The organism is Chryseobacterium sp. R2ACT005, from assembly GCF_049949215.1.
GTDB lineage: Bacteria > Bacteroidota > Bacteroidia > Flavobacteriales > Weeksellaceae > Chryseobacterium.
This window is the reverse complement of sequence record NZ_CP188192.1, coordinates 4,471,602-4,496,332: the sequence shown is the minus strand read 5'-3', so window position 1 is coordinate 4,496,332 and position 24,731 is coordinate 4,471,602. Positions and strand designations below refer to the sequence as shown.

Below are 24,731 nucleotides of genomic sequence, written 5' to 3'. Positions count from 1 at the left end.
AGATTTTGTATATTTGTGTGAAATTTATTTTATGACAAATTCTAGAGCAAGAGAAACAACGGAGGCTATTGAAAGACTATACATTTCTATGAGACACTTATTTTATAGAGGGTTTTTCAAGCCAGGAGGAGTTTCAGGAGAAAGCATCAGAAGCTTGCTGAAGACAATCAACCCAGAGATTTATGGTACCATGAATATTCCAAGCAAATTGGAACTTGACGGGTTGATGTATGTTTTAGACAGACTTCCGGAAGGGATTGAAGAATGTGCTTTTATTCATCTTACATCAGATGAAGGGTTTGATAAAGGAAGTTTCGAACCTATTGTTCCAAAGAAAAGAAGAAGAAACTGTTATAGAATAGACGAACACCAGATGAATATCGAAGTTCTTTTGGGACGTTCCGAAATTTATGACATACTTACCCACCTGACATTCCTGTTTATAGAAGCTGATAAAATCCGTAACCTGGCATTCATTCAGGATGAAAACTGGAAGCCGACCCGTGCCTTTAAGATTATCGAAGAGGTGGTGAAAGGAGAAAAGAAATTCAGTAGAAAAGAAAAAGAGGTGGCACTTATTCATCTTTCTTCTTTAATAGGACGATCTTTTGATGAAACGTTAAATGCTTACAATACTTTCGGTGATGATCATAATCCTGACCGTTTATTCAAAATCATCTACAACTTAGGAAAAGTAAGTCTTGAAGATGCCAAAAGTAGCCGAGAAAGAGAAATTCATTTTAGTGCTATATTAAAGGAAAGAGTAGGGCACCACTATTTTGGTGAGAAATGGGCGAATAAAGTGAAAGAGGTTTTGTTTGAGAATGATCTTCATATGAGACCTTTGCATATTATTTCTGCCAATATGCATTCCGTGAAAAATATGCTGTATGCCAATAATATCCTTAAAAAGAAGCAGCATCATGAGATCGACTATAAACTATACGAAGACATCTCCAACAAAAAAGAACTTCGTGATAAAGTATCAAAGTATGCTTTGGAGGAAGGGATGATCCATATTGCTGATAAAAGCGGAAGTAATATAGATGTTCAGATTATAGATCTGAGCAAGACGGATCTGAAGAATACGCCATTTGCAGACAGTAAGTTTACAGGAGATGATGTGATCATGGTCTTCGATTATGCTTTCGGAGAGCAGGCTTTTGAGGTAATGGATGAACTTTTAAGACCTTTTGAGCATAAAGGGGAAATCTATATGATGAAAGTGAAATCTGTTTCTATTATGGGTAAAGCAGGAATTCTTACAGGAGAAAAAGGAGATATTATGATTCCTACTTCTCATATCTTTGAAGGAACTGCAGACAACTATCCATTTGAGAATGCATTGAAGCTGGAAGATTTCAAAGATGATGAATTAAAAGCTTTTGAAGGTCCGATGATTACTGTTTTAGGAACTTCACTGCAAAACAGAGATATCTTATCCTACTTTATGAATACTTCATGGAAAGCGATTGGGCTTGAAATGGAAGGAGCACATTATCAGAAAGCAATTCAGGTAGCTTCAAAGATCAGACATCATATTTCACCGGATCTGTTTGTAATGTATGCTTATTACGCTTCTGATAATCCATTGGAAACAGGAAGTACATTATCTTCAGGAGGACTAGGACTTACAGGAGTAAAACCAACCTATCTGATCACTTTAAGAATTCTTGAAAAGATTCTAAGAAGTGGAAAGAAAGAAGTTTCTGCTAAGAAATAATTGTAATTTAAAATTATAATATTAACCTCAGATGTATTTTGCATTTGAGGTTTTTTGTAGAGCCTTGACAAGGCTCTATTGGAAAAAATTCTTACATTGTGTACTTTCAAAAAACAAAAGATAGCAGCTTATGAGTTCAGTATCACAATTGTCAAAAAGATTCAGAGAAGTACTGCTGGATGGTCTCTGGATTGCCAATACCAATTTTAAAGACCAGCTTTCAGATGTTACCTGGGAACAGGCGGTGAAGAAGATTGATTTTTTAAATACCATTGCTATGCTCACTTTTCACATTGATTATTATATTGCAGGCATCGTCAATGTTTTTGAAGGAGGTGATCTCGAGATCAAAGATAAATTCAGTTTTGATCTTCCTCCCATAGAATCTCAGGAGCAATGGGAAGGATTGTTAAATAAACTTTGGATAGATTCTGAAAAGTTTGCAGCATTACTCGAACAGATGCCTGAATCTAAGCTTGATGAGGTATTTGTTGATGAAAAGTACGGGACTTACCGAAGAAATATTGACGGAATGATTGAACATAGCTATTATCATCTGGGACAGATTACTTTAATTAAAAAACTTTTGAAAAACTAATAAGAGATTCGCGGAGATACTTCCAAAGCAGTGCACCTTGTCAAGATTTTAAACCTTGACAAGGTGCACTGCAAATAAAGCTCAAAAAAAATTTAACAATTCAGAGTGAAATCCATCTAAAACCATAACAAACAGAATAAAATCTCAAAATAACTCCTATTTGAGATTCTTATTAAATTACATACCTTTAAAAAAAATAAAATTTTAAATGAGAAAATCGGCTGCAATCATTTTTGCGTTTATCATTTCACAATTTCAGGCTCAGCAAGGAGCTTATTATCAGCAGGCTGCGAAGTACAAGATGGATATTGATGTTAATGCTGAAAAATTTACCTATCAGGGAAAACAGACTTTAGAATACACCAACAATTCACCGGATGAGCTGAATGTAGTGTATTTCCATCTATATTGGAATGCCTTCAAACCTAATTCCATGATGGATCAGAGAGTGGCTTCCCAAGGCAAAAATGGTGACGGAAGGTTGCAGAAAGATGGTATTTCCAGGCTGGCTTCCATTCCAAAAGATCAGGAAGGTGCTCAGAATATCCACTGGATTAAACAAAATGGGAAAGATCTGAAATTTGAAGTTCAGGAAACCATTATGAAAGTATATCTGGCAGAACCTATCAAACCGAATTCTACAACTACTTTTACGATGGACTGGGATTCTGTGATTCCTCAGCAGATCAGAAGAAGCGGAAGAAACAACAGGGAAGGAGTAGATATGACCATGACACAATGGTATCCGAAAATTGCAGAGTACGATTATGACGGCTGGGCAACTTTTGATTATCTGGGAAGAGAGTTCCATGCCCCATTCTCAGATTTTGATGTTACTATTAAAATCAACAAAGATTATGTTGTAGGAGCAGGAGGAATCCTTGAAAATCCGACAGAAGTAAAAGGCTATGATGCCAATGCTAAAATAAAAACTGAAAAAGACAAGAAAGCAACCTGGAAATGGACAGCGAAAAACATTCTTGATTTTGCCTGGAGTGCAGACAGAGATTATTCTGTAGAAAGCTTCAATGTTCCGGAAGGACCAAAAGTATATCTGGTATATCAGAAAAATGATAAAACAAAAGCATGGGGCGAATCACAGCCTTATATTACCAAATATTTCCAGATCATGAATACTCACTTTGGAAAATATGTATACCCAACATATGCATTTATCCAGGGAGGAGATGGCGGAATGGAATACGGAATGTGTACCATGATTTTAGGGGAAGCCAAAAGCGTTAAAGATCTAATGGGTTTAATGGCTCACGAAGGATCCCATTCGTGGTATCAGCAAATGCTTGCCACTAACGAATCTGTACGTCCGTGGATGGATGAAGGTTTCACGAGCTATGCAGAAGGTTACACGATGTATCAGTTGTTCCCTGAAGACCTTCCGAATCCTTTTGCTAAAACACTTGATGCTTACAGAAACTTTATTAAAAAAGGAATCGAAGAACCTGCGGTTTGGCTGGGAGATCATCATGATAATGGTACAGCTTATACATATGCATCTTATGTAAAAGGTGAGTTATACCTGGTACAGCTCGGATACATTATGGGAGAGCAGAATCTTGCAGAAACCTTAAAGCAATACTATGATCAGTGGAGCATGAAGCATCCTTCAGACAGAGATTTCCTTCACATTGCACAGAAAGTTTCCGGGATGGATCTGAAATGGTTTCATAATTACTGGATCAATACTACAAAGACCATTGATTATGGAATAAAGGATGTAAAATATGATGCAAAATCTACAACCATTACCTTAATCAACAATGGTCAGGTTCCAATGCCAATTGATTTTGGCGTAATGACAACGGACAAAAAAGTTGTTACTTACCAGATTCCGTTGAATATGACTCATACATGGAAACAGAAGGACATTTATGGGGATCTTAAAACAATGCCTTACTGGCCTTGGACTCAGAAAGAATACACCCTTACCATTCCTTATACAAAATCTCAATTATCTGTTCTTGGAATTGATTTAAGCCAGAGAATTGCTGATGTGAATATGGAGAATAATTTTGTAGAAGTAAAATAATTACAAAATAATACTATAAACGGCGCGGAAATTTTATTTCCGCGCCGTTTATTTTAAAGTAAAGATGAGCTGGTAAATGATGATATGAATATATTTTTAAGATAGACTTAATTTATAAGAGATCCGGGGCTAGTTTTTATAAAAATGATTAAATTTAATCCCTCAAAATCAAGCAGGAATTTCAATTATAAATCATGAATTTCTTCTGAAAAATATATCAATGAATTCAATCGTAATAAACGTAGGAAACAGCAATATCAGATTTGGTCTTTTCAATGGTGATAATTGTGATATTTCGTGGGTCATCAATACAAAACCTTACAGAACAGCAGATGAGCTTTACGTACAGATACTGATGCTTTATCAAACCTATAAAATTGAGCCAACAGAAATCGATAAAGTAATTATCGGGTCAGTAGTACCTCAGCTTACCAAGGTAATGAGCTCCGGGATCAAAAAGATTCACGGAACTACTCCTGTAATTGTTGATAGGTCAACTCCTTCAGGAGTTCAGGCGAAATCTAAGCAGATGGGAACAGATATCTATGCAAATCTTGTGGCAGCACATAATCTGTACCCGAACAGGAAAAAAATTGTCATAGATTTCGGAACGGCTCTTACAGCCAGTTGTGTAACAGAAACAGGGGAGACACTGGGAGTTATTATTGCTCCGGGAATTGTAACCTCCCTAAATTCATTGATCAATCAGACTGCACAGCTTCCGGATATAGAACTGAAAAAGCCAAAATCTGTTTTGGGATTAGATACGGTAACCTGTATGCAAAGCGGAATGGTATATGGTTTCCTTGGAATGGTAGAAGGTTTTGTGAACCGTATCAACGAGGAGGTAAATGACGATTGTTTCGTAGTAGCAACAGGAGGTGTTTCCCATATCTATAAACCGCTGACAGATAAGATTCATGTGATGGACAGGCTTCATACATTGAAAGGTCTTTATTTCCTTGGGAAAGATTTATAAATTAAAAGATTATGGCCGGGTTGAACTCAAGTCTTATCTTACACCTAACTTTAACCTTAATACAATGGAAAAATTTCCTATCATAGAAACCGAAAGACTGATTCTCTCACAGCTGGAAGAAAAGGATGTCCCTTTTATTGTTGAATATCTTCAGCATAGGATTTTTTCTGATCTTACCTCGAATATTCCTTATCCTTATATTGAAAATGATGCCAGATCGTGGCTGAAAATGTCAAAAGAAGCTTTTGATAATCAAACAGGATATACTTTTGCTATCCGGAATAAAGAAGGACACATCATAGGCGCTATTGGGCTGCATGACAGGGATGATGATAAAGCAGAGCTGGGATACTGGATAGGCATGTCTTACTGGAATAAAGGGTTTGTAACAGAAGCAGCAGGAGCAATTGTAGATTTTGGGTTTAATGACCTGGGTTTTCATAAAATATTTGCGACCCATTTTCTTCACAACCCGGCATCCGGAAGAATAATGGAAAAAATAGGGATGGAACAGGAGGCTGTTTTAAAACAGGAAATAAAGAAAGACGGAGCGTACTTTGATATAGTGAGATATTCTATTTTTAAAGACTGATTATGAGGAATATGAATACATTCCTGAGTATATAAAAATAAAAGGCAGAGGAAATTTTAATTTTCTCTGCCTTTTTTATACTATTATTATTTTTTGAACTATTGGGCGAGGGCTAAAGTCCGCCAAAACCCGGGTCAAATTCCTTCAATAGAAAGGTTTATCTTTTACTTTTAAAAAAATCTTTAACAATAGAAGAACATTCTGCTTCCATAATTCCTGTAATAATTCCTGTTTTCGGATGCAGAGAAAGATGTTTGTTGATAAACCCTCTTTGTTCATCCCTTGCACCAATCACTACTTTTGAAATCTGAGACCAGGAAAGTGCTCCTGAGCACATCACACATGGTTCCATGGTTACATACAGCGTACAGTCTTTTAAATACTTTCCTCCAAGGAAATTTGCTGCTGAGGTGATAGCCTGCATTTCTGCATGAGCGGTAACATCATTCAGGGTTTCGGTAAGATTGTGGGCTCTTGCGATAATCCGGTTATTGGAAACCACAACACACCCGATAGGAACCTCATCTTTTTCCAAAGCGGCTTCTGCTTCCTGCAGGGCCATTTTCATATAATATTCGTCAGTAAACATTTAATCGGTTATCGTTAAAGTTAAAGGGAGTTTAAAACGATAAGTGGTAGGATCACCTTTCAGCATTGCCGGAGAAAACTTTTCTGCAAGAGAATATAATGCAATCTCTGCCTGTCTGTTGAAGGTGAAATTATCACCCTGTGCATGAACATTGCTGACAGTACCATCTTTTTCTACAATAAAATCAACATCTGTTTTTATCATTTTTTCTACAGAATACACTCCGTCAACATATAGCAGATTGGCTACTTCCTGTCTCAAAGAATTAAGTCCTCCGGGATAATCTGCAATCTTTTCTGCATCAGAAAATTTTTCAGAGGTGAATGTAGGATTTTTGATGGTTTGGAGGTCTTCCAGATTTCTTACTTTTAATAAAGCTCCGATTAAGGCATTGTTTTCAATGCTGTCCATTTTTTTCATGAAAAAGAGAAAATCTCCTTTTATGGCCACTTTTTTATCCGTATTGGATTCAGCATCAAACTTTTTTTTGAACTCTTTATTCAGCATATTTCTGTGCTGGTTGTAATAGCTCTTTACAAGCCTGAATTCTTCTTTCTGCTGCGCCAGAAAAAAGGTGGAGATAAAGCAGCTGATGCCAACAAATAAAGTTTTCAATAAGGGTATATTTATGTAAATATAACAAAAAATATGAAATATATTTTTTATAATCAGCTTTCAAGATAACGGTTCAAAGATTCCTGCAAATGATTACGGATGTCATCAACTAAACCTTTAGGTTCCAAAACCGTTACTTCTTTTCCATAAGAAAGAATCTCTTGCATAAAGTCATAAGTAGGATGGAGGAAGAACTCAAAATAAATCTCTTCCGGATTTTCTTTAGTCTCTTTCTGAGATTGATGAAGAGGGAAGCTTCTGATATATTCTCCCTGATGGCGGCTGCATTTCAATACAATATTCTGTGGTTTCTGCTCCGTCAGATTCATTACTCCGAATGCATTTTTGAAATGCTCTCTGAAATTATATTTGTACTTCTCTCTAAACTGATTTTTTGCTACGTCAAGATAGTTGATTCTATCAAGCCCGAAAGATTTCAACGCTTTATCTTTTGTATCGATGGCAATAAGATACCACCGGTCTTTGGATTCTTTTAAGGCTAAAGGATGAACTTTTCTTGAGGTCATCAGTTTGTTTTTGTAATTGTAATGTTCAAAACTTACAACCCTTTTATTTCGGATGGCGAAGAACAGGTCATAGAAATGCTCCACACCAGTGGGTTTGCGGCTTTCAAAAAAGATGAAATCTGAAAAATCAGGATGAAGATTCAGGGCGTTGCTTACCTGGAAAGATTCCAGTAATTTTTGGTTGTATTCATCCACTTCCATGATCGGGCGGCTTTCAATATAGTATCGGTTGTCCCCTTTTTTCTTGTTGTGAATGGAAAGATTAAAAAGATTGGAAATCTCCCGGATATCCCTCTGAAGAGTACGGATAGAGTAGCTCTTGATCTCAGCATCCTGGAATTCAAAAGAGTTTAGAAGATAGTCCTCCAGCTGAGAATAGGTAGCTGGAGAACTTTCTAATCTTTTAATAATTAAGGCATATCTTGTCAGATAAAAATCTTTCTTCATTTCTTTTTTTTATGTTGCAGCAGAACTGCGTTTCATGGTAACGTTTTATAAGACAAATATATGCGGTTAATACGACAAAACGTGTCGTGTTTTAATTTTCTTTTAATGTATCTTTTTTAAGAATATTTGTTTTGGTCTTCAATAGCAGCTACGGTAATATACAAAGGGAACCCTTCTTCGAAACTATTTTTTAGATGATTATAAAAAAGCTGGAAATAATATAAGTTTTTATCTCTTACATTTTCCCGAATATTATAGTGATACAATTCTCCTAAGAATTCTTTGATATCTTCATAAAAAATAGAACGATTCGTAATAGAATCAAAGTGCTCATTTTTGTAAGCTTTCAGATATTCCATAGGATTTTTGGTATGTTCTTGCGGTACTTTTTTCATGGTTTTCAGAACATTTCTAATTTTATTCTCTAATGCATCAACAACAAACCCCCATGTTTTTGGTTCATAATAAAGGTCTTTCTTTCCGAAATCTTCTCCTAACAGTTCTTCAAAAACTTCTTTTTTAAAATCAAAATCATTCCATTCAAGGTTTTCTTTATAGTCCTGAGTACGTACATCAAAACCTATATAGGTTCCATCTGGGTTATATAATCCGGTCTTTTTTACATCTTTCAGGGAAACTATTATTTTGTCTACTTTTTCTTCTTTCATAATAATTAGTTATTTGTGATATATTACTTTTAGTTCTTCTAATTTATTAATGTCTCCTAAAAGATCATTGAATTCATTCATACTAGTTTTCAACTCAATCTTGTCAAAGCCTTTTTCTTTTGCCCATTTGTAAGGTGTAATTTGTTTTACAGCTTCTATGATGTTATCCTTTGTAATGGGTTTTCCCTGCATTGCTTTTTTAAAACGGGTTAAATTTACAGATTCTCCTCCATATGCAGCATATGCTGAGTTTTTTTGGTAAAGACCATAGATTCCGTCAAATTCCTTTCCCATGTCAATCTGTAATGAGACAAAACCATCATCATACATTGTTTTTCCCAGACTTATGTCTGAAAGGTCAGCTTTATTGGCCTGTAAAGTAGCATTTAGAGCGGGAGGGACAAAAAAATCACCTGAATACAGGTCCTTACCATTATCCTTTACTACATATACATCACATAAAAACTGATCTTCTTTTATTTGATCATGTACGGTCCAGTTTTTCTTGTAATGTAGTGTCGGATTTAGTTCGTGAAGTTCATAGAAATATCCTTCTCCGTTTTTCTTTTTAATTAACTTCCCTACATATATATCTCCTGGTGTTATCTGGGAATGTAAAATTCTTGTTCTTTCGGAAGCTTGTTTTGCAAAAAAGAAATTTTCCATGGCCGCCTGCCCCTCATTTTTATAAACTACTACAGCTTTATCCATAAATTCCTTTGCAGCAGATTTACTGCCTGAAAAAATTTCGACTCCTTTAAAGAAAATTGTAACATCTGTTATTGATTCCTTTATTCCTTGTAAATAAAATAATAATTTCCGTCCTCCTTGTACTGCATAAAGCGCTGGAATAGCAGGAGGAATCACACTAAGTAGTCCAATAGAAAGTGGTTGATAGGTTTTTTTTGTTCCTTTTATAACCCTTACTCCATCTATTGTTGCTTCATAGGGCTCCAAATTAATTTTCTTTGCATTCATAGAAGCCCTGAGCTCTTGTGACAATCCTTTTACATTAATGAAATCGGTTGCTAAACGTACCCACATTGCATAATGGATGTATTTTGTAATTACAGGATGGTCTTTTCTAAATTCTTTAAACAAAGTAGCTCCAAAGCCTGCATCTATTATTACGCCGGTTGCAGAATAAGCCACACCAATTGTACTTCCTGCTTCTACTGCTGCCATAATTTCTCCTACACCAAGAAGACAGAAGGCTAGTTGTAGAGTAACTTCTGCGGCAAGTATATTGGTTTCCCATGTTTCTTCATTATATAAGAGATAGACAAAACAAGCCGGTAGCAGATAGATTTCACCTTTTTTCAGTTTATATTTTTCAATATCTTCTACAGGGGTAATGCTTATGATATCAAGAGGATTGCAGGAAATAGGTTTCTGTAAGTCCTCTGTTGTCATTTGCGATAGAAAAGGAGCAGCAAGGCTCATTTTTCCGATTTTTACAAAAAGATTGAGATCTGTAGTGAATTTTAATTTGTTATGCCTTGTATCAAATTCTTCAATATTATGAGCCCCAAAAGTTCTGTTATCAAATAAAATTTGTCTGCCAAACTCAAGGGAATCAGCATATTTTTTGTTCATTTCTCCCTTCTTAATGTAAGTCATATAAACCCCTGTGATAATAGTGCATACTTGAGAAAATGCTTGAAATTTTAAGTTATTAAGCAAATGAAAAAGCTTTCCGTCTTGTTCTAAACAGATTATAATATCAAAAAGCTCCTGCTTGTTGGAACAGGTTTTAAATAATGCAGCAACAATGTCTCCATTGGAAATTCCTCCTGAAATACTAAATCTCGGGAAAGCAGACTCTTCTTCACAATACATTTCGATGTATTTTTTCCGGGTTTCCATATCCAAACTGAAAAAAGGAGTATCAATGAACCATTTGAACATACTTCCTCCTGCGGTAAGATTTTGTTCTACGAAGGAATTTATATCTTCAATATTTGTAATTCGTCCATCTTTCAGCTCACCCATATTCTTTTTATAATCTTTCAGCTGGGCAATGAGTTGTTTTAGGTCTTTTAAAGAGATATCTTTATTATCATTTAGGTGAACCCAAAAATAATTATAGGGGTCGGCTTTAGAAATGATCCACTCATTGTAGGCATGCTTTTCTTCCGCTCTCATTTTGGCTATGGTTCTGTTTACTTCCTGTAAAGCTTTTATAGTGCCCTGCTCTTTTAAGTTTACCTTGTTTTTCAAAACCTGGCTGGGGATGGCAAATTTTGACTTTTGCTTAGTATTTTGCTCACTTATAATAAATTTATAATCAGATATTGCATCATCAATAGCAGTTGAAATTTCATCATGAGAAAAAGAAAATCCTTGTTGTCTGTCGTTAATGATATTATTGATTACATATTCTTTAAACGTTACATTATCCTTGAATCCTTTATAGTTAAAAACTTGTTGAGAGCTTAGTAATTTGTTGTAATCTTTTGATCTTCCGGTTATTGTAATGTATAGCTCATTTTTACTTCCCAGTAAATAAAATATTAATAGATCAGCATCAGTATGATTTTTTAGAAACTTTGGATCATTATATTCATCAACTAATTTATTAATGTCCCCATAAGCTAAAAATTTGTGATAATAGGTAGATCCGTTTTCATCCAGAAGGCTGTGTTTATTTTCAGGAGAAAGTCCTAGACCACTTATTTTGGTTATTTTGGGCATCTTTAATGAAGGGATGTCATGAGTTCCTAATGCTTTTATTGATTTCATTTTATAAGTGTTAATTGTTAAAGAGAAATGACGGCTTTTGCCGCCATTTCAGTTGAATAATTTAATCTAAGGTGCTTGTTTCCTTATCTCCATGCTGTAATTGTGCTTCTTCATCTAAACTGAAACTTGTTTCAAACTCCAGTTCTGCTGGGTTTTCGCAATTCTTAGGATCATTTTCCGGGAAAATCGGTAAAGGCTGCTTCACGGGAAGTCCTGTAGATTTATCCTGAAGAATCGTCAGTGTAGTAGGGATTCTGGTAATCCAGTATTTACCTTGAGGCTCACCGGTTGGCTGTCTCATTTCATCTACGATACTCATGTACATTGGATCTCCGATTACAGGTACAGATCCTCCGTTCCAGATCAATCCTGTTTCAAGGAAGAACTGAATGGCTGCTTCGAAACCTGGTTTTACAGTAACGATAATTCTTGCCATACCTGCCTGTAGGAAGCTTCTGAATAGAGGATCCATACTTTCGCTCAGGTAGAACTCCTGCCAGCTCTTACGGTTAGCCCAATAGTAAGGATAGAAGGTATAATCCATAATTTCCCATTCAAATGCCTGTTCCATAAACTTGGCAAGTGCGGTATATCTATCCAGATTATCACTCAGGTATACCTGGAAATTATCCATTGTTGTTTTCTCATCAGCACCATTTGTTAATTCCTGACCTAATGTAGACAGATAATCCTGTAATAAATAGGCAATACAATTGTGCTTTAATACATCATGTTCCATATAACGGTAGAAAGTATCCTGTCTTTCTTTAAGCTGTGCTTCTTTTTCTTTCTGCTCAGCATCCAATCTTGCCTGATCTTCCTGGAATTTTGTATAAGCAGCTTCATAGGCTTTAATAATTTCATTGAAGCTTTCTGTTTTCCAGTTATTGATAAAAGCATCACTCAATTCACAATTTACTACTACTTTGATGGTATAACTTCTAACATTGTGTCCCTTTACCTGGAAAGATATATTACCTGTTATATTGAAACCAGATGATCCATCATCAAAATTAAGATCTCCACCACGTTCAGAACGGCCTATCATATCTCCTTTTAAGTTGGAGAACATTACTTCAGAATAACGTGATCCTGACCATCCGCCCCCTCTGTTTCTTGTTGATCTGCAGGCGAAGCTTGCATTTTTTCCGGCATAGTTGTCCGGAATGGTAAATTGTGTATGATCAACTCCAAAATCGTCATCTGTCTGAGGAACGCTGGAAGCAGTATGAATAACTTGTTTGGTTGCTTCCGGGAAAGCTTCTAAATTCACTCCATACTCTTGAGCCCAATGTTGGATCTGTACAATAGTTGCAGATTTTGGATCTTGCATTAACCACGGTTCTGGTGCTTTTCTCGGATCTACAGGAGCTTTAAGAACCTGAGCTTTAGCAACAGTAAGAGCCAAACGGTGTAATCTTGAAGGCTCAGGAACCATAAACTCAAACATAGTACGCTTACCATAGTTGTAGATCTGGTTCTTCATTTTCTTGTCAATCCATCTGTAAACTCCTGTAATGTGTTTAGGTTGAGCAGCTTCAGCGTTGTCGGTATTAGTTACTTTTCCTCTGTTATCATATTCATGAACATTGGTTTCTGTATACTCTTTGATGATTTTCTGTACCCTTTCTTCCGAAATTTTAGTCAGAACTCTTTCCATTGCTCTTTCCGTAATTTCCTGAGATTTCATCATGGCCTGTCTTGTGCTGTCATGCTGAGCTGTGTTATTGGCATAGTCTGCTCCGATTTCAAACTTCATGGCACTGTCATTTCCATAGCTGAATCTTGTGTAGGCAGAAATACTTTGCTGCTTCTCAATTTCTTTGGCAACTTCGGTCTGCATATCAGTTCTCGAAGTCTTTGAGGTGTCTGACATCTTCTCTGTTTCCTGGGATTTAGATGTAGTATCCGTAATTTCTGAATATTCTCTGGAAACGGAAGACTTATGTCTCAATTCGCTTGCCATAACATTCTCAATATTGGAAACTTCTCCAGGAACATAAGCATGAACACTTTGTACTACTTTCATATAATCTGCAACCCCAAGTCTTTTTATCCCAAAGTTTTTACGTTTCTGGATCGTTACCGGTTCAGATGTTCCCGGGTTTTCGACGGCCGCACGCTTCAAGGTTAGCATTCCGGTAAGGTTTAGATCTTCTTTTGGGTATTGAATGGCAATATCTCCATAGGCCTGGCTTCCGTTATCAAAAATGATTTCTATTTTGAAACTAAAGCTGCTTCTGAACTTGTTTACCAAACATGCCGGTAAAGTAATTTTATTGTCTACCACAGGAATATTGCTGTAATTTTCTTCAAAAGTTCCGGCAGCATCTGTTGTGGCAGTGATCTTAGCGTTGGCAACACTCCACGAAACATCTTCAACCTCAAAAGAAAAATTAACAAATCCTCTGCTTCCGGATACATTGAAAGAACTGTGTGCATATAAACTATATGCCATTGGAGTTCTGGAAGTATTTTGAATAAGAGGAACTGAAGCTCCACCGATATTTGCATACTGCTGTTCCGGAAGAGGGCTGTTTTGCAGAGCGGTTTCCATGGAAGACGTAATATTGCTTTTTACAACCAGTAAGGCATCAGCATAGCTTTGGATTTCATCATCAAGAACAATGGTCTGAGCGCCAATTTTCAAAGTGTCATGTGAAAGGATCTGAAGGCCTTCTGTATCTTCTGCCAGAGAAACTAATCCCATTGTGGATTCACCGAAAAGCTCAACAAAAAGGTCAAAAGATTCCGGAGAAAGCTTTGCCTGCAAATCTTCTAGATTGATTTCATTTTTGTACGTAAATACGAAAGGAGCCACTTCATATTCCTTTAAGCTGCTATAAAGACGTTCTTTTTCTTCTTCAGACATATCCGGAGTGATTTTGCTGTCTACTTCAGCCAGCTTCTTGTCATAAAGTTCTAAACGCTCTTTGTTTTCTTCCATATATCTGGAATACTCATCCTGGTATGTCTGATGTCTGGATTTATGGAATTTTTTCTGAAGTTTTTCCAGTTCGGAATTCAGAGTGCTTAAAGATTCTTTTCTATGGATAGCTTTGCTGGCAACCAATGAAGCTCTGGCTTCAGATTCCAGTCTTTGAATAGTTTTTGCACCCAGAACCGGTTCAGATGCCTTATTAGCTGTTGTAGAAAATGAAAGGGTCTCAGTATCTTCTGAAAATAAGATGGCTGGTAGTATTATTTTTCCATCCATTGCTTTTTCTAATGGATTTTCTCCATTAATCTTGATAATTTCCTGATCGGTAAGATCCTGATTGCTGGCAAATCCAAGCTGGATAGCCATTAAAATGTGGCTGATTGATTCTTTAATGTAGAAATCTCCTTGGGTAACGATTTGATAGATATAGTTATTCCAAAGTAGGGAAAACGTTGCAATTCCTTCTGTGTTAAGCTGTCTATTGGTGTTAACAAGACTTTTGTAATATTCTGTAACAAAAGCCCAGTCATTGCTGTCTAGTGTCGCCTTTTTAGAAAGCTTTCTTCCGACTACTAGAAGGTCTTTAAATGCTCCTTCCTCAATTTTCTTTTCGCTTTCAAATCCAGCATTGTTAAATTCACCAGCAGCTCTTTTCATTGCTGAAAACTTCAGTGTTTTGGCTGGTCTTCCTACGACTGCTGTATCAAAAACACCCGTTACTCCCTTGGGTCTGTGGATAAATCCCAGGTTTTTGTCTTTGGTTTCTGTTAATTGTGGGTTTCTCAGACTTACAAATCTGAAAAGTGATTGTGATGCATTATTAGTTGTATTCATAGTATCTGTGTCTTTATAATTGATAATTCCTTCTCCTACTAAGGATTTTGCGACGGTAAATGCTGATTTCTTATCTGTTGACATTTTGTTTATTTTTTTGTGTATTCAAGAGTTAGAGTAAATGAATTAATAAGAGAATAATTATAATCTGGAACATTTAATAGTTCAATTATAGCTCGTTCTCTTTCGATGGTGATGTAAGCTTTTGTACGCCACTGATTTCCGGCAAATGCTGCCTTTACATCATCCCATTCTGTAAACATTTCATTGGAAATAATGGTTTCAAGATCTGGGAATTCAGTTTTCAAATCAATTTCACCTGTTCTTGGAATCTGATCCAGATACAGGGTTTTCTTGTAAACAGGTTTACCATTGATCCAGTTTCCGCCTGTTAGTTCCTCTTTGGTACTGTAAGAATGTTGCTTATCTGCATACTGTTTCTGGATATAATCATTTTTCTCAGCATTGTCCCCAAAATAAGTTTTAGAGCTTAATCCCCTAGGATTTGCTGCTTCATGTTCTATAAGTACAGGTTCATCCAAGTTCGGACTTGCAAAAATTCCTTTTACTCCTCCTCCGTTTGTTTGTCTTAAAGCTGCACCTACGTCACTCAACATCAAACGAGAGCCATGACCATATGCGAAAACACCACTTTCTTTACTTACAGAAACACTAGAGGCATTGGTTCCATCTAAGTTACCGGAAGACATCATAGCAGCTTCAGGAAATAAGGCGAGGATATTTTTTACGCCATCAATTTCGTTCGTTCTATAAATAATTCTTTCTTCCGGATCTTCGTCTGTAAACTGTATATTGCCTGTCATAGGAGCTCCGGTCTCCGTTCCTGTTAATGGAATGAAATCGGTAAAATCTGATAAGTTTTTATATCCAAATACATTACCGGCATTCATAACAGCTACTTTTGTATAAGTATTGTCGGCCAAAGGAGTTCTCTTTGCAGAAACCACGGCATCAAAATCTAACGTTCTGGCGGCAAAGTCTCCACCAATTAAAGGCGTAACAAAATCATGACGTCTTGCTACCGGATTTGATTCAATAACCAATTTATTGAATGTTGAGCCTCCCAATGGGGCATTACAGCCAATAACAACATTGTTGTCACCCCAAACACCCATGGCATGAGTGGTAGAAGCAGCATTATACCCAATAAATGTATTGGAACCCCACGCCCCTGAAGTAGTAACTTTTCCGTAATTCTGACCGGCATAAGCTCCGATAAATGTATTTTGAACCCCATGAGTAAGCCAGTATCCTGCTCCAACACCCAGAGTGGTATTGTACTTGCCATCAATATTTTTAACCCCTGCTTCATCTCCAACATAGGTACATCCGAGAGCCGATGTGGAGTTTTTACCGGCTTCGGTTCCCACCATTACATTATAGCTTCCGGTCGTTAAAAGCGAACCGCTATTGACGCCAACAAGAGTATTCCAGTCTCCGGTTGTTAAATTTGCACCTGCAAAACCTCCGATAGCAATATCACTTAGCCCGGTTGTTAGCTTTGGCAGAGTATTGTATCCGATTCCGATTCCATATGTTCCGGTATGATCTGTATTCATATTTCCGAACCATAAAGAGTAAGTTGTAGGACTGAAATTTATTTCACCTGCTCTGCCTTCGCCCGGTTGGAAAATAATAGGTTTGGTTGTTCCGTTGCCTCTGTCAATTACATTTTGTAAATTATCATTCCCGCTAAAAGTTGGTTTATCAGAAAGATCATTATAACTGCCTGTTACAGCTACTTTTTTCAGAGTGACTTTTTCCTGTCCTTCCTGAGATAAGGTCACACTTCCATCTGAATTGGTAGTCGGGGTGATACTGAATTCCGAAAGATTGATATGAAAGGCTGATCCATCATTCTGGGTAATGGTAATGATGTTTTGAGAGGCATCATATGCTGCATTCTCAATACTGATATCACGGGTTGCCAAACTGCTTAAGTCTACTGATTTACTTTGCTGCACTCCATTCTCTCCCGTATAAAATACCGTTAAGATATTTCCATTCAGCTGTGGAGCCTGAATAGCAGTTTGAGTTTCGATTTTATTTTTCCAAAGCTCAACATTTTGTGGGCTTAGATTGGAAGCATCTGAATCTGCTTTTTGAGACAGATCATAGTCTAACTTATCTGCTGGAATTTTTTCATCTTTGTGCCAATAAGAGTTTTGCCATTCCCAGAATTCTTCTTGCACCGGAATGTCTCCGTTTTCGAAATACTTTTTTAATTCTTCTTTTGTTTTCATTTTTTGTTTTGATTGATAAGTTTAAACAATTGCTTTTTTGAGAAAGTATTGCTGGAATTACATCATTATTCTGTGAACCTGTCCAGAATAGTTGCTGTTGCCGGAATACCTGCTTCGGTAATATCCAATCCCACGGGTTTTGCAACGGTCTGAAGAGAGGAAATAGCAAATGCATTTTTTCCTACAAACTTTACCGAATTGGGAATGTCTAAAAATGTTATAGGACTTCCTGATAATTGAAATGCTCCGTCTTCAATAGTTTCAATGCCATTCTCCAATACAAGTTTTGATACACTGGCAACCCCACTTGCGAAAGCATATGATTCTACGATCTTACAAGATCCGGGAATGGTCAAAGTCCCTTTCAGATATTGTGCATTGAATGCCCTTGTTCTTATTCTTTCCAGAGATTTTGGAAATACAATTTTTGATATACGTTTGATGGGCATTGAAAAGGAAAAACCTCCAATGATTTTGACTCCTTCGGGAAAAACTATTGTAGATTCTGTACCGGTAATCTCTGTATTATCTGTGGGAGAGTAAGAGAAATCGTCGTAAATTATTAAATCCAATGAGGAGTTGTTTAGCCTTTCACTCTTATGCCAATAGGCATCCTGCCATTCCCAAAAATCTTCTTGCTTTGGGATATCTCCATTCTCGAAATAGAGTTTCAATTCTTCTTTTGTTTTCATTTGTTTAAGGTTTAATTGATAAGTTGTCCTCCGGTTACTGTAACTTCAGGATCAAAAGAATACATGTGATACTTTGTGTTTTCTCCTAATATTACTTCTGTCAGTTTGTTGCCTGAAAATGCTCCCGACTCAATATTGAGAACACTGTTGGGGATTTGTACCGCCATAAGAAGGTTGTTTCCGAATGCATACTCTCTGATTTCTGTAACACCATCAGGTAGGGTTACGGAAGTAAGTTTATTAGAGCTGAATAAGGATTTTTCAATAATTTTAAGATTCTGGGAAATGATAAGGTCTGTAAGTTCATTGCCCGCAAATGCACCATAGCCAATCACGGATAGATTTTCAGGAAGCCGGAGGGAGGTTATTTTGTTGCCCGCAAATGCCAGGTTCTGAATTTCAGTGACACTGTCAGGGATGGTAATGGAAGTAATTTGTGAACCTGAAAAAGCATTCTCACCAATACTTATAATTCCTTCTGGTATTTGTATCTCTGTTATTATGGCGCCCATTGTAAAATAATTAGGGATTCTTAAAGCTCCGGATGGTATGATTACTTTTCTTTTTAAAAAAAAGCCCATTGAAGCATTTTTATCTTTATCCATGTCAGCATAAATGATATTGTATGTACCATTTTCAAGTCCCGAGACTTTTCTCATGTCGATTTTCTCGTCTTTATGCCAATAAGAGTTTTGCCATTCCCAGAATTCTTCTTGCACTGGAATGTCTCCGTTTTCGAAATATTTTTTTAATTCTTCTTTTGTTTTCATAAAACGATGTGTGATTTGTTGGTTAATAAATTGATTGTTATATTCTGTTTTTGGTGAAACAGACTCCGCTTTTATACTATATTTTCAGACATAGTTCTGGCTGTCCAGCATTTTGTGAATGGTGAATTCAAAGATGTTGAGAATGTTTAATGAGATTGCTGTGCGCGTATTAATGAGAATTAAAAGTAGTGCTGGACAGCGTCAGAACTTGTCGTGTTTTATTTTATTTAAAAAGTATCTTCTTCAAGTATACCTTCTTCAAAATCTTCTCTGAAGAAGTTTTCAATAGTGTTGAGATAGTTTTCATAATCTATCTCAGCATTTTCGATATCGCTCCATTCTATGGTATAGAGATCTTCATCGAAGAGTATATCTGTTTTATGATCTGGTGTTTCCATGTTTTGTGTTCTAATGTGTTGGTTATATTTTGAACATATTTCAGGCTGTTCAGCATAAGTGGATGTTGAATTCAAAGGCTTTTTAAAAGTTTTTATGGATTGTTATTTTGTGTCTTTCTGATACTCCAAAGGTAGTGGGGCGAAACGACAAAACTTGACGTGTTTAAAAAATATTTTCTAATTTTTAAATATAATCTTCAAAGCTTATATTGGGCCGTTATAAGGTTCAAAGCTTATATTTTGTTTTTGATGAGTTTTTGAACAATCTGATTCAAAGTTTCTCTGTTGTCATCAATATAACTCAGCCCGGCCTGTATCAGATTTTCAATATTAGACCTTCTTACGTTATCCATTGCAGGAGAAGCGTTTTTCAGTGAAGGATTCAGACGGTAATAGTTTTTCTGATTTCTCAAACCAAGGGTCTGAAACATCTGTTCCAGCTGATAATCTACTGTTTCTGCATTGGCAGACATTAAAATATCAATAATTGGGCTTACCCAGCCAATTTTTCCCGATTTTTGAAGCCTTTTAAAAGAATAAGGTCTGGCTTCAATTCCTGTTCCGATAGAAACAATAATCATATCATTTACACCCGGTTGGTTGGCTTTCTGATGGTTTTTTAAAACCTCTGCAAAAGGAATTTTTCTTGCTTCTGCATAAGCACAAAGGGCAGGATTATTGGCAAACATCCCTCCATCAATCAGGCTGAAGATCTGTCCATACATAGATTTGATCTGCACCGGACTAAAATAGGTAGGAGCAGCCGAAGTCGCCCTACAGATATCTTTTACATAGAAGTTATCTGTGCTGAGGTTGGCTTTCCATGAGTTGAAAAGCTTTGCCCTTCTGTTCTCAATATCATAACTTGTTATTAAACATGGTTTTATTAATTCTTTTAGTTCTAAATTTCCAAAAAAGTCATTTAAATTCCTTTCAAGTGATTCCTGTGGAATTTTTTCATTCAATAATCCGAATGGATTAACCAGTTTTTCCCAAAAGGAAACCTGGAAGATATCGCCGCCCTTTTCCGCATATAATTCTAGTCCTTTCTGAATAGAATATTTTGCTTTTCGGGTTTCGTCGGGACATAGAATAATAGAAGCAATCAGACCTCCGGTACTGCTGCCTGCCACCAGATCAAAATAATCTCCAAGCTTTGCTGTGGGTTTATCATAATACTGGAGCTGTTCTTCTATGTAGCGCAGAATAATACAGGTGATGATTCCTCGTATTCCGCCCCCGTCCAAAGAAAGAATGGTTGTCTTTTTCATGTTATTTTTTTCATTTTTTTAAGAAACATTTAGCAGCTTTAGACAAGTAAAACCAATAGATTTCCGAAAAATATCTATTGGTTTCAGCTTATTATAAGGATTGCTTTTTTTGTGTTTTCTTATAAAGCAAATATAGACGGAGGAAGCGACAGAACTTGTCGTATTATAAATAATTTTAATTAATTTTATCAAAAAAGAGGACTTTAAACCAGAGAGTTATGATGCCTGTGTTTTTTAAATTTTAAATCAATAAGAATTAAAAAACAACATAATTCTGCTTATCTCTAGGCATCTTCAAGAGCGTTCTCCAGCTGGTTTTTACAGGACCTTTTTTAGAGGGAATATTCTTTTTTTCGAAATGGGGAAGATCCTTGAAGGTTTTCCAGTTTCCACCCCAGTCCCAGCCATGGCGGGCAAAGATTTTCACACACTCATACCAATCAGCAACTTTATCATTATCCCAGTCTTTTGCCGTATCCCAGCTTGCCGTTTTTCCGCCAATTATCAGGCAGATATCTACGGCCAGACCATAATTGTGGATGCTTTGTCCTGCCTTAGCATTGGTCACTTTTTTTCCTGAGGTAATTCTTCCGATCGCATAAAGCTTTTCCTGCTCTTCAAAAGATCTTAATCCCTGAGTGATTCGTATCTTGGCTTTTCCGGTAAGTGCTTCATCACATTCTTGTATAATCTGCTTTACTTCATCTCTTACCATTGGGTGAAGCTTCTGAATTCGTTCTAAGGTTACTTTGTCCATATTTCTTATTTTGTTATAGGACAAAGGTATAGCGCGGAAGCGACGGAACTTGACGTGTTTTATTTAAATTTCTATAACATTTTACCTGGAGTAAAAAAGATTACGGTCATCTTTTAAGTATAAAAAAATAAGAAAAAATTGTTTTTAAATTTTTAAAAATCAAATAGAATTAGTAAATATGGTGCATAAAAAACACAATTTCAAATGCATACCATCTTACCCTTTTTACTTGCTATGGTAGCGGCTATTGTATTACTCAATATGTGGGCTGCCAGATTAAAAATTGCTTATCCTATTTTACTTGTTGTATTTGGGCTTTTTGTTTCTTTTATACCCGGTTTGCCGGTTGTAAAGATCAATCCGGATCTTATATTTTTTATTTTTTTACCTCCTTTATTATTTGAAGCAGCATGGTCTATTTCTTTTAAAGAGATGAAAAGATGGTGGCGTATTATCGGGAGTTTTGCTTTTCTGGTTGTTTTTTTTACAGCATTGGCGGTAGCTGTAACAGCTAATTATTTTATTCCGGGATTTACTATTGCTTTAGGATTTCTGCTGGGTGGAATAGTGTCTCCTCCTGATGCGGTAAGTACAGGTGCCATTATGAAATTTGTAAAAATACCAACTACTACATCCGCTATTCTGGAAGGAGAAAGTTTGCTGAATGATGCGTCCTCATTGATTATATTCCGTTTTGCTTTGATTGCTGTAGGAACCGGACAATTTGTATGGCAGGAAGCTTCCTTAGACTTTTTATGGATGATTATAGGAGGGGCGGGAATTGGTTTGCTGCTGGCCTGGATTTTTGTTCAGGCTCATAAACGTCTTCCTACAGAACCTTCATCTGATATTGCACTCACACTTATTGAACCTTATCTCATGTATTGGGTGGCCGAGCAGTTTCACTGTTCCGGAGTTTTAGCAGTTGTCTGTGGAGGTCTCTATATGTCAGCTAAAAGGATGATATTTTTAAACAGCAGCAGTCGTATAAGAGGATATAGTGTGTGGGAAAGTTTTGTATTTATCCTGAATGGTATTGTATTCTTAATTATAGGACTGGAGCTTCCCGAAATCGTGGGTGGATTACGGTCAGAAGGAATTCCTTTGAAAATTGCTATCCAATATGGCGTTTTAATAACAGCCATTCTGATTGCTGCCAGAATAATAAGTGCATACGCTGCAATGCTGACCACTTTGATTTTTCGGCCAAGTGTGGCACCGCGGGCATCTTCTGCAAAAAGGCGGTTTTTGATGCCTCTTATGCTTGGATGGACAGGTATGAGAGGAGTTGTTTCATTAGCTGCTGCATTGGCAATTCCTATCACTCTTGAAAACGGACTTCCATTCCCCAACAGAAACCTTATCCTGTTTATTACTTTTGTTGTAATCTTGCTTACATTACTGGTACAGGGCCTTACACTGCCGTATATTATCAAATATGGGCATGTGTTTGATGACTTTACTGATGAAGAAAAAGATAAACAGGTCAGGGAAGAAATAAAACATAAGCTGAAGCAGCACATCTATCATTTTCTTAAAAGTAAACATGAAAACGAACTGAACAGTCATGCCGGATTAGAACGGATGCTGAAACACTGGGAAGAAAAAATAGAGGTCAATGATACCGAATGGATGAATGAAAAAACAAAAGATATCTTTTTTGAGATGCTGGAAAGCCAGAGACAGTTTCTTGCAGAACTCAATAAAGATGTTTCTATTGATGAAAGTATTATTCGTCATCAGCTTTATCAGATTGATCTTGAAGAAGAGCGGTTAAAAATGATTTAATCTGTACGATGGTTATTGAATAATAATGTTTTTGAAAACAAAATTAAAGCACTAATACGACAAAACATGTCGTATTTAAAAATTTTATCCATTTGTTTTTCAGGTTGTTAAATATGATGTTAATTATAGTGTAAAAAATTATTTTATTCTTTAAAAGCTCTAATTTTGTATAGATATTTACTATACAATTGTCATGTACGCTCTGGTAGACTGTAACAATTTTTTTGTTTCCTGTGAAAGGACTTTAGATCCTGATCTTGAGGGCAAACCCGTTGTGGTTCTTTCCAACAACGACGGGTGTGTTGTATCCAGAAGTAAAGAAGCAAAAGATCTGGGAATTCCTATGGCAGCTCCGGCATTCAAATACAAGGAGCTTTTTCAAAAACATGATGTGAAAAGTTTTTCTGCAAAATTTGAATTGTATAATTATAAAAGCCAGCAGGTGATCAATATTGCCAAGTCCTATGTTCTTGATTATGAAGTCTACAGTATTGATGAGCTTTTTCTTGATTTAACAGGATTTAAATATATCGATATGTATGAATATTGTTCTAAAATCAAAAAAGAAATTGATGAGAAAGAAAATATTCCTGTAAGTATCGGAATTGCTCCCACTAAGACTTTATGCAAAGTTGCGAACAGAATCGTAAAAGAATTTCCGGATAATTTTAATGGAGTTTATATTATGGATACTCCTGAAAAAATTGAAAAGGCACTGAAGTGGCTTAATATCGGAGACGTGTGGGGAATCGGAAGAAGGCTGGCCGTCAAAATGAATGACTGTGGTGTCCATAAAGCCTGGGATCTTCTTCAGAAACCTGAAATATGGGTCCGGAAGATTATGGGAATTCATGGAGTAAGGATGATCAATGAACTGAAGGGAATTCGTCAGCTGGAACTGGACGCTCCTTCTCCTAAAAAATCTATTGCTGTTACCCGAAGCTTTATGCAGATGCTTACGAAAAAAGAAGAAGTAAGAGAAAGGGTAGAAACTTTTGGAATGTACTGTTCAGAAAGACTAAGAAAGCAGAATACCTGTTGTAAAATGATTACTGTTTTTGTACAGACCAACCGCTTTAGGAAAGATCTTCCTGAATACAGAAATGCAATGACCCGGATTCTTTCCAATCCTACGAATTCATCAATCTTATTAGGAAGAGTGGTGAATGAACTTTTTGAAGCCATTTACAGAGACGGGTTTCATTATAAAAGAGCAGGAGTGATGGTGAACGATTTTGTCCCCGAAGATCAGAGACAAATAAGTCTTTTTGAAGAAGACATACAAAACCAGCATCTTCCCGTGATGAAAGCTATGGATGCTATGAATAGAAAATATGGGAAGGATAAAGTCCGTCTTGGAAGCATGAGTGGTGAAAACACCTTTGGACGTGCAAAGCTGTCTCCGGAATATGAAGCTTTCCTGAAAAATAATACACTGCCGGAAGCCAACTTCAGGTTTCATTAAAACTATTCCTGGTTCAAAAATTCT

General features: G+C 36.4%; 19 protein-coding genes. 7 read left to right on the top strand and 12 right to left on the bottom strand.

Annotation, left to right across the window (positions count from 1 at the left end):
- Positions 1-31: 31 nt before the first annotated feature.
- The 5 genes from ACPF63_RS20600 (at position 32) to ACPF63_RS20580 (ending at position 5,939) form a co-directional block, all read left to right on the top strand.
- Positions 32-1,723, top strand: a complete 1,692-nt coding sequence (locus ACPF63_RS20600; RefSeq protein WP_426481132.1) for a DUF6909 family protein — start codon at positions 32-34, stop codon at positions 1,721-1,723.
- Between the two features lie 130 nt (positions 1,724-1,853).
- The gene (locus tag ACPF63_RS20595; RefSeq protein ID WP_426481131.1) at positions 1,854-2,321 is read left to right on the top strand and encodes a DUF1572 domain-containing protein; all 468 of its coding nucleotides are present in this window, start codon (positions 1,854-1,856) and stop codon (positions 2,319-2,321) included.
- Between the two features lie 208 nt (positions 2,322-2,529).
- Complete coding sequence (locus ACPF63_RS20590) at positions 2,530-4,368, top strand: M1 family metallopeptidase (protein ID WP_077413396.1); 1,839 nt, start codon at positions 2,530-2,532, stop codon at positions 4,366-4,368.
- 220 nt (positions 4,369-4,588) lie between these two features.
- Positions 4,589-5,347 carry a type III pantothenate kinase gene (locus ACPF63_RS20585; RefSeq protein WP_426481130.1) on the top strand — a complete coding sequence of 253 codons (759 nt, stop codon included), beginning with the start codon at positions 4,589-4,591 and terminating at the stop codon, positions 5,345-5,347.
- Between the two features lie 64 nt (positions 5,348-5,411).
- Positions 5,412-5,939 (top strand): GNAT family N-acetyltransferase, encoded by a 528-nt coding sequence (locus ACPF63_RS20580; protein WP_426481129.1) that lies wholly within the window; start codon positions 5,412-5,414, stop codon positions 5,937-5,939.
- A 157-nt stretch (positions 5,940-6,096) separates the two neighbouring features.
- Here ACPF63_RS20580 and ACPF63_RS20575 read toward each other — a convergent pair whose 3' ends face one another.
- The 12 genes from ACPF63_RS20575 to ACPF63_RS20520 form a co-directional block, all read right to left on the bottom strand.
- Positions 6,097-6,528 carry a nucleoside deaminase gene (locus ACPF63_RS20575; protein ID WP_426481128.1) on the bottom strand — a complete coding sequence of 144 codons (432 nt, stop codon included), beginning with the start codon at positions 6,526-6,528 and terminating at the stop codon, positions 6,097-6,099.
- Positions 6,529-7,143, bottom strand: coding sequence for a hypothetical protein (locus ACPF63_RS20570; RefSeq protein ID WP_426481127.1), 615 nt, complete (start codon positions 7,141-7,143; stop codon positions 6,529-6,531).
- A 53-nt stretch (positions 7,144-7,196) separates the two neighbouring features.
- Positions 7,197-8,117 (bottom strand): helix-turn-helix transcriptional regulator, encoded by a 921-nt coding sequence (locus ACPF63_RS20565; protein ID WP_426481126.1) that lies wholly within the window; start codon positions 8,115-8,117, stop codon positions 7,197-7,199.
- 116 nt (positions 8,118-8,233) lie between these two features.
- Entirely contained in the window at positions 8,234-8,785 is a 552-nt protein-coding gene (locus tag ACPF63_RS20560; protein ID WP_426481125.1) for a hypothetical protein, read from the bottom strand.
- A 9-nt stretch (positions 8,786-8,794) separates the two neighbouring features.
- Positions 8,795-11,527, bottom strand: a complete 2,733-nt coding sequence (locus ACPF63_RS20555; protein WP_426481124.1) for a hypothetical protein — start codon at positions 11,525-11,527, stop codon at positions 8,795-8,797.
- A gap of 61 nt (positions 11,528-11,588) precedes the next feature.
- Entirely contained in the window at positions 11,589-15,386 is a 3,798-nt protein-coding gene (locus ACPF63_RS20550) for a hypothetical protein (protein WP_426481123.1), read from the bottom strand.
- Positions 15,387-15,391: 5 nt separating this feature from the next.
- On the bottom strand, positions 15,392-17,566 hold the full coding sequence (locus tag ACPF63_RS20545; RefSeq protein WP_426481122.1) for a hypothetical protein: 2,175 nt from the start codon (positions 17,564-17,566) through the stop codon (positions 15,392-15,394).
- 65 nt (positions 17,567-17,631) lie between these two features.
- Entirely contained in the window at positions 17,632-18,258 is a 627-nt protein-coding gene (locus ACPF63_RS20540) for a leucine-rich repeat domain-containing protein (RefSeq protein ID WP_180564946.1), read from the bottom strand.
- Positions 18,259-18,269: 11 nt separating this feature from the next.
- Positions 18,270-19,028 (bottom strand): leucine-rich repeat domain-containing protein, encoded by a 759-nt coding sequence (locus ACPF63_RS20535; RefSeq protein ID WP_077413403.1) that lies wholly within the window; start codon positions 19,026-19,028, stop codon positions 18,270-18,272.
- 227 nt (positions 19,029-19,255) lie between these two features.
- Positions 19,256-19,426, bottom strand: a complete 171-nt coding sequence (locus tag ACPF63_RS20530; protein WP_175627173.1) for a hypothetical protein — start codon at positions 19,424-19,426, stop codon at positions 19,256-19,258.
- Positions 19,427-19,659: 233 nt separating this feature from the next.
- Positions 19,660-20,697, bottom strand: a complete 1,038-nt coding sequence (locus tag ACPF63_RS20525) for a patatin-like phospholipase family protein (protein WP_047380237.1) — start codon at positions 20,695-20,697, stop codon at positions 19,660-19,662.
- A gap of 256 nt (positions 20,698-20,953) precedes the next feature.
- Positions 20,954-21,454 carry a M15 family metallopeptidase gene (locus ACPF63_RS20520; protein ID WP_180564948.1) on the bottom strand — a complete coding sequence of 167 codons (501 nt, stop codon included), beginning with the start codon at positions 21,452-21,454 and terminating at the stop codon, positions 20,954-20,956.
- 204 nt (positions 21,455-21,658) lie between these two features.
- On the opposite strand from ACPF63_RS20520, the gene ACPF63_RS20515 reads away from it, so the two are divergent.
- Both ACPF63_RS20515 and ACPF63_RS20510 read left to right on the top strand, forming a co-directional pair.
- On the top strand, positions 21,659-23,242 hold the full coding sequence (locus ACPF63_RS20515; protein ID WP_426481121.1) for a Na+/H+ antiporter: 1,584 nt from the start codon (positions 21,659-21,661) through the stop codon (positions 23,240-23,242).
- A 193-nt stretch (positions 23,243-23,435) separates the two neighbouring features.
- A complete protein-coding gene (locus ACPF63_RS20510; protein ID WP_426481120.1) occupies positions 23,436-24,707 on the top strand; it encodes a DUF4113 domain-containing protein in 1,272 nt (423 codons plus the stop codon).
- Positions 24,708-24,731 lie beyond the last annotated feature (24 nt).

Excerpts from the sequence above, each read along its gene's own strand:
- ACPF63_RS20595 (WP_426481131.1), top strand. The coding sequence starts at position 1,854 with ATGAGTTCAGTATCACAATTGTCAAAAAGATTCAGAGAAGTACTGCTG.
- ACPF63_RS20535 (WP_077413403.1), bottom strand. The coding sequence starts at position 19,028 with ATGAAAACAAAAGAAGAATTAAAAAAATATTTCGAAAACGGAGACATT.
- ACPF63_RS20530 (WP_175627173.1), bottom strand. The coding sequence starts at position 19,426 with ATGGAAACACCAGATCATAAAACAGATATACTCTTCGATGAAGATCTC.
- ACPF63_RS20555 (WP_426481124.1), bottom strand. The coding sequence starts at position 11,527 with ATGAAATCAATAAAAGCATTAGGAACTCATGACATCCCTTCATTAAAG.
- ACPF63_RS20515 (WP_426481121.1), top strand. The coding sequence starts at position 21,659 with ATGCATACCATCTTACCCTTTTTACTTGCTATGGTAGCGGCTATTGTA.
- ACPF63_RS20510 (WP_426481120.1), top strand. The coding sequence starts at position 23,436 with ATGTACGCTCTGGTAGACTGTAACAATTTTTTTGTTTCCTGTGAAAGG.
- ACPF63_RS20590 (WP_077413396.1), top strand. The coding sequence starts at position 2,530 with ATGAGAAAATCGGCTGCAATCATTTTTGCGTTTATCATTTCACAATTT.
- ACPF63_RS20520 (WP_180564948.1), bottom strand. The coding sequence starts at position 21,454 with ATGGACAAAGTAACCTTAGAACGAATTCAGAAGCTTCACCCAATGGTA.
- ACPF63_RS20575 (WP_426481128.1), bottom strand. The coding sequence starts at position 6,528 with ATGTTTACTGACGAATATTATATGAAAATGGCCCTGCAGGAAGCAGAA.
- ACPF63_RS20550 (WP_426481123.1), bottom strand. The coding sequence starts at position 15,386 with ATGTCAACAGATAAGAAATCAGCATTTACCGTCGCAAAATCCTTAGTA.
- ACPF63_RS20545 (WP_426481122.1), bottom strand. The coding sequence starts at position 17,566 with ATGAAAACAAAAGAAGAATTAAAAAAGTATTTCGAAAACGGAGACATT.
- ACPF63_RS20560 (WP_426481125.1), bottom strand. The coding sequence starts at position 8,785 with ATGAAAGAAGAAAAAGTAGACAAAATAATAGTTTCCCTGAAAGATGTA.
- ACPF63_RS20525 (WP_047380237.1), bottom strand. The coding sequence starts at position 20,697 with ATGAAAAAGACAACCATTCTTTCTTTGGACGGGGGCGGAATACGAGGA.
- ACPF63_RS20565 (WP_426481126.1), bottom strand. The coding sequence starts at position 8,117 with ATGAAGAAAGATTTTTATCTGACAAGATATGCCTTAATTATTAAAAGA.
- ACPF63_RS20600 (WP_426481132.1), top strand. The coding sequence starts at position 32 with ATGACAAATTCTAGAGCAAGAGAAACAACGGAGGCTATTGAAAGACTA.
- ACPF63_RS20540 (WP_180564946.1), bottom strand. The coding sequence starts at position 18,258 with ATGAAAACAAAAGAAGAATTGAAACTCTATTTCGAGAATGGAGATATC.
- ACPF63_RS20585 (WP_426481130.1), top strand. The coding sequence starts at position 4,589 with ATGAATTCAATCGTAATAAACGTAGGAAACAGCAATATCAGATTTGGT.
- ACPF63_RS20580 (WP_426481129.1), top strand. The coding sequence starts at position 5,412 with ATGGAAAAATTTCCTATCATAGAAACCGAAAGACTGATTCTCTCACAG.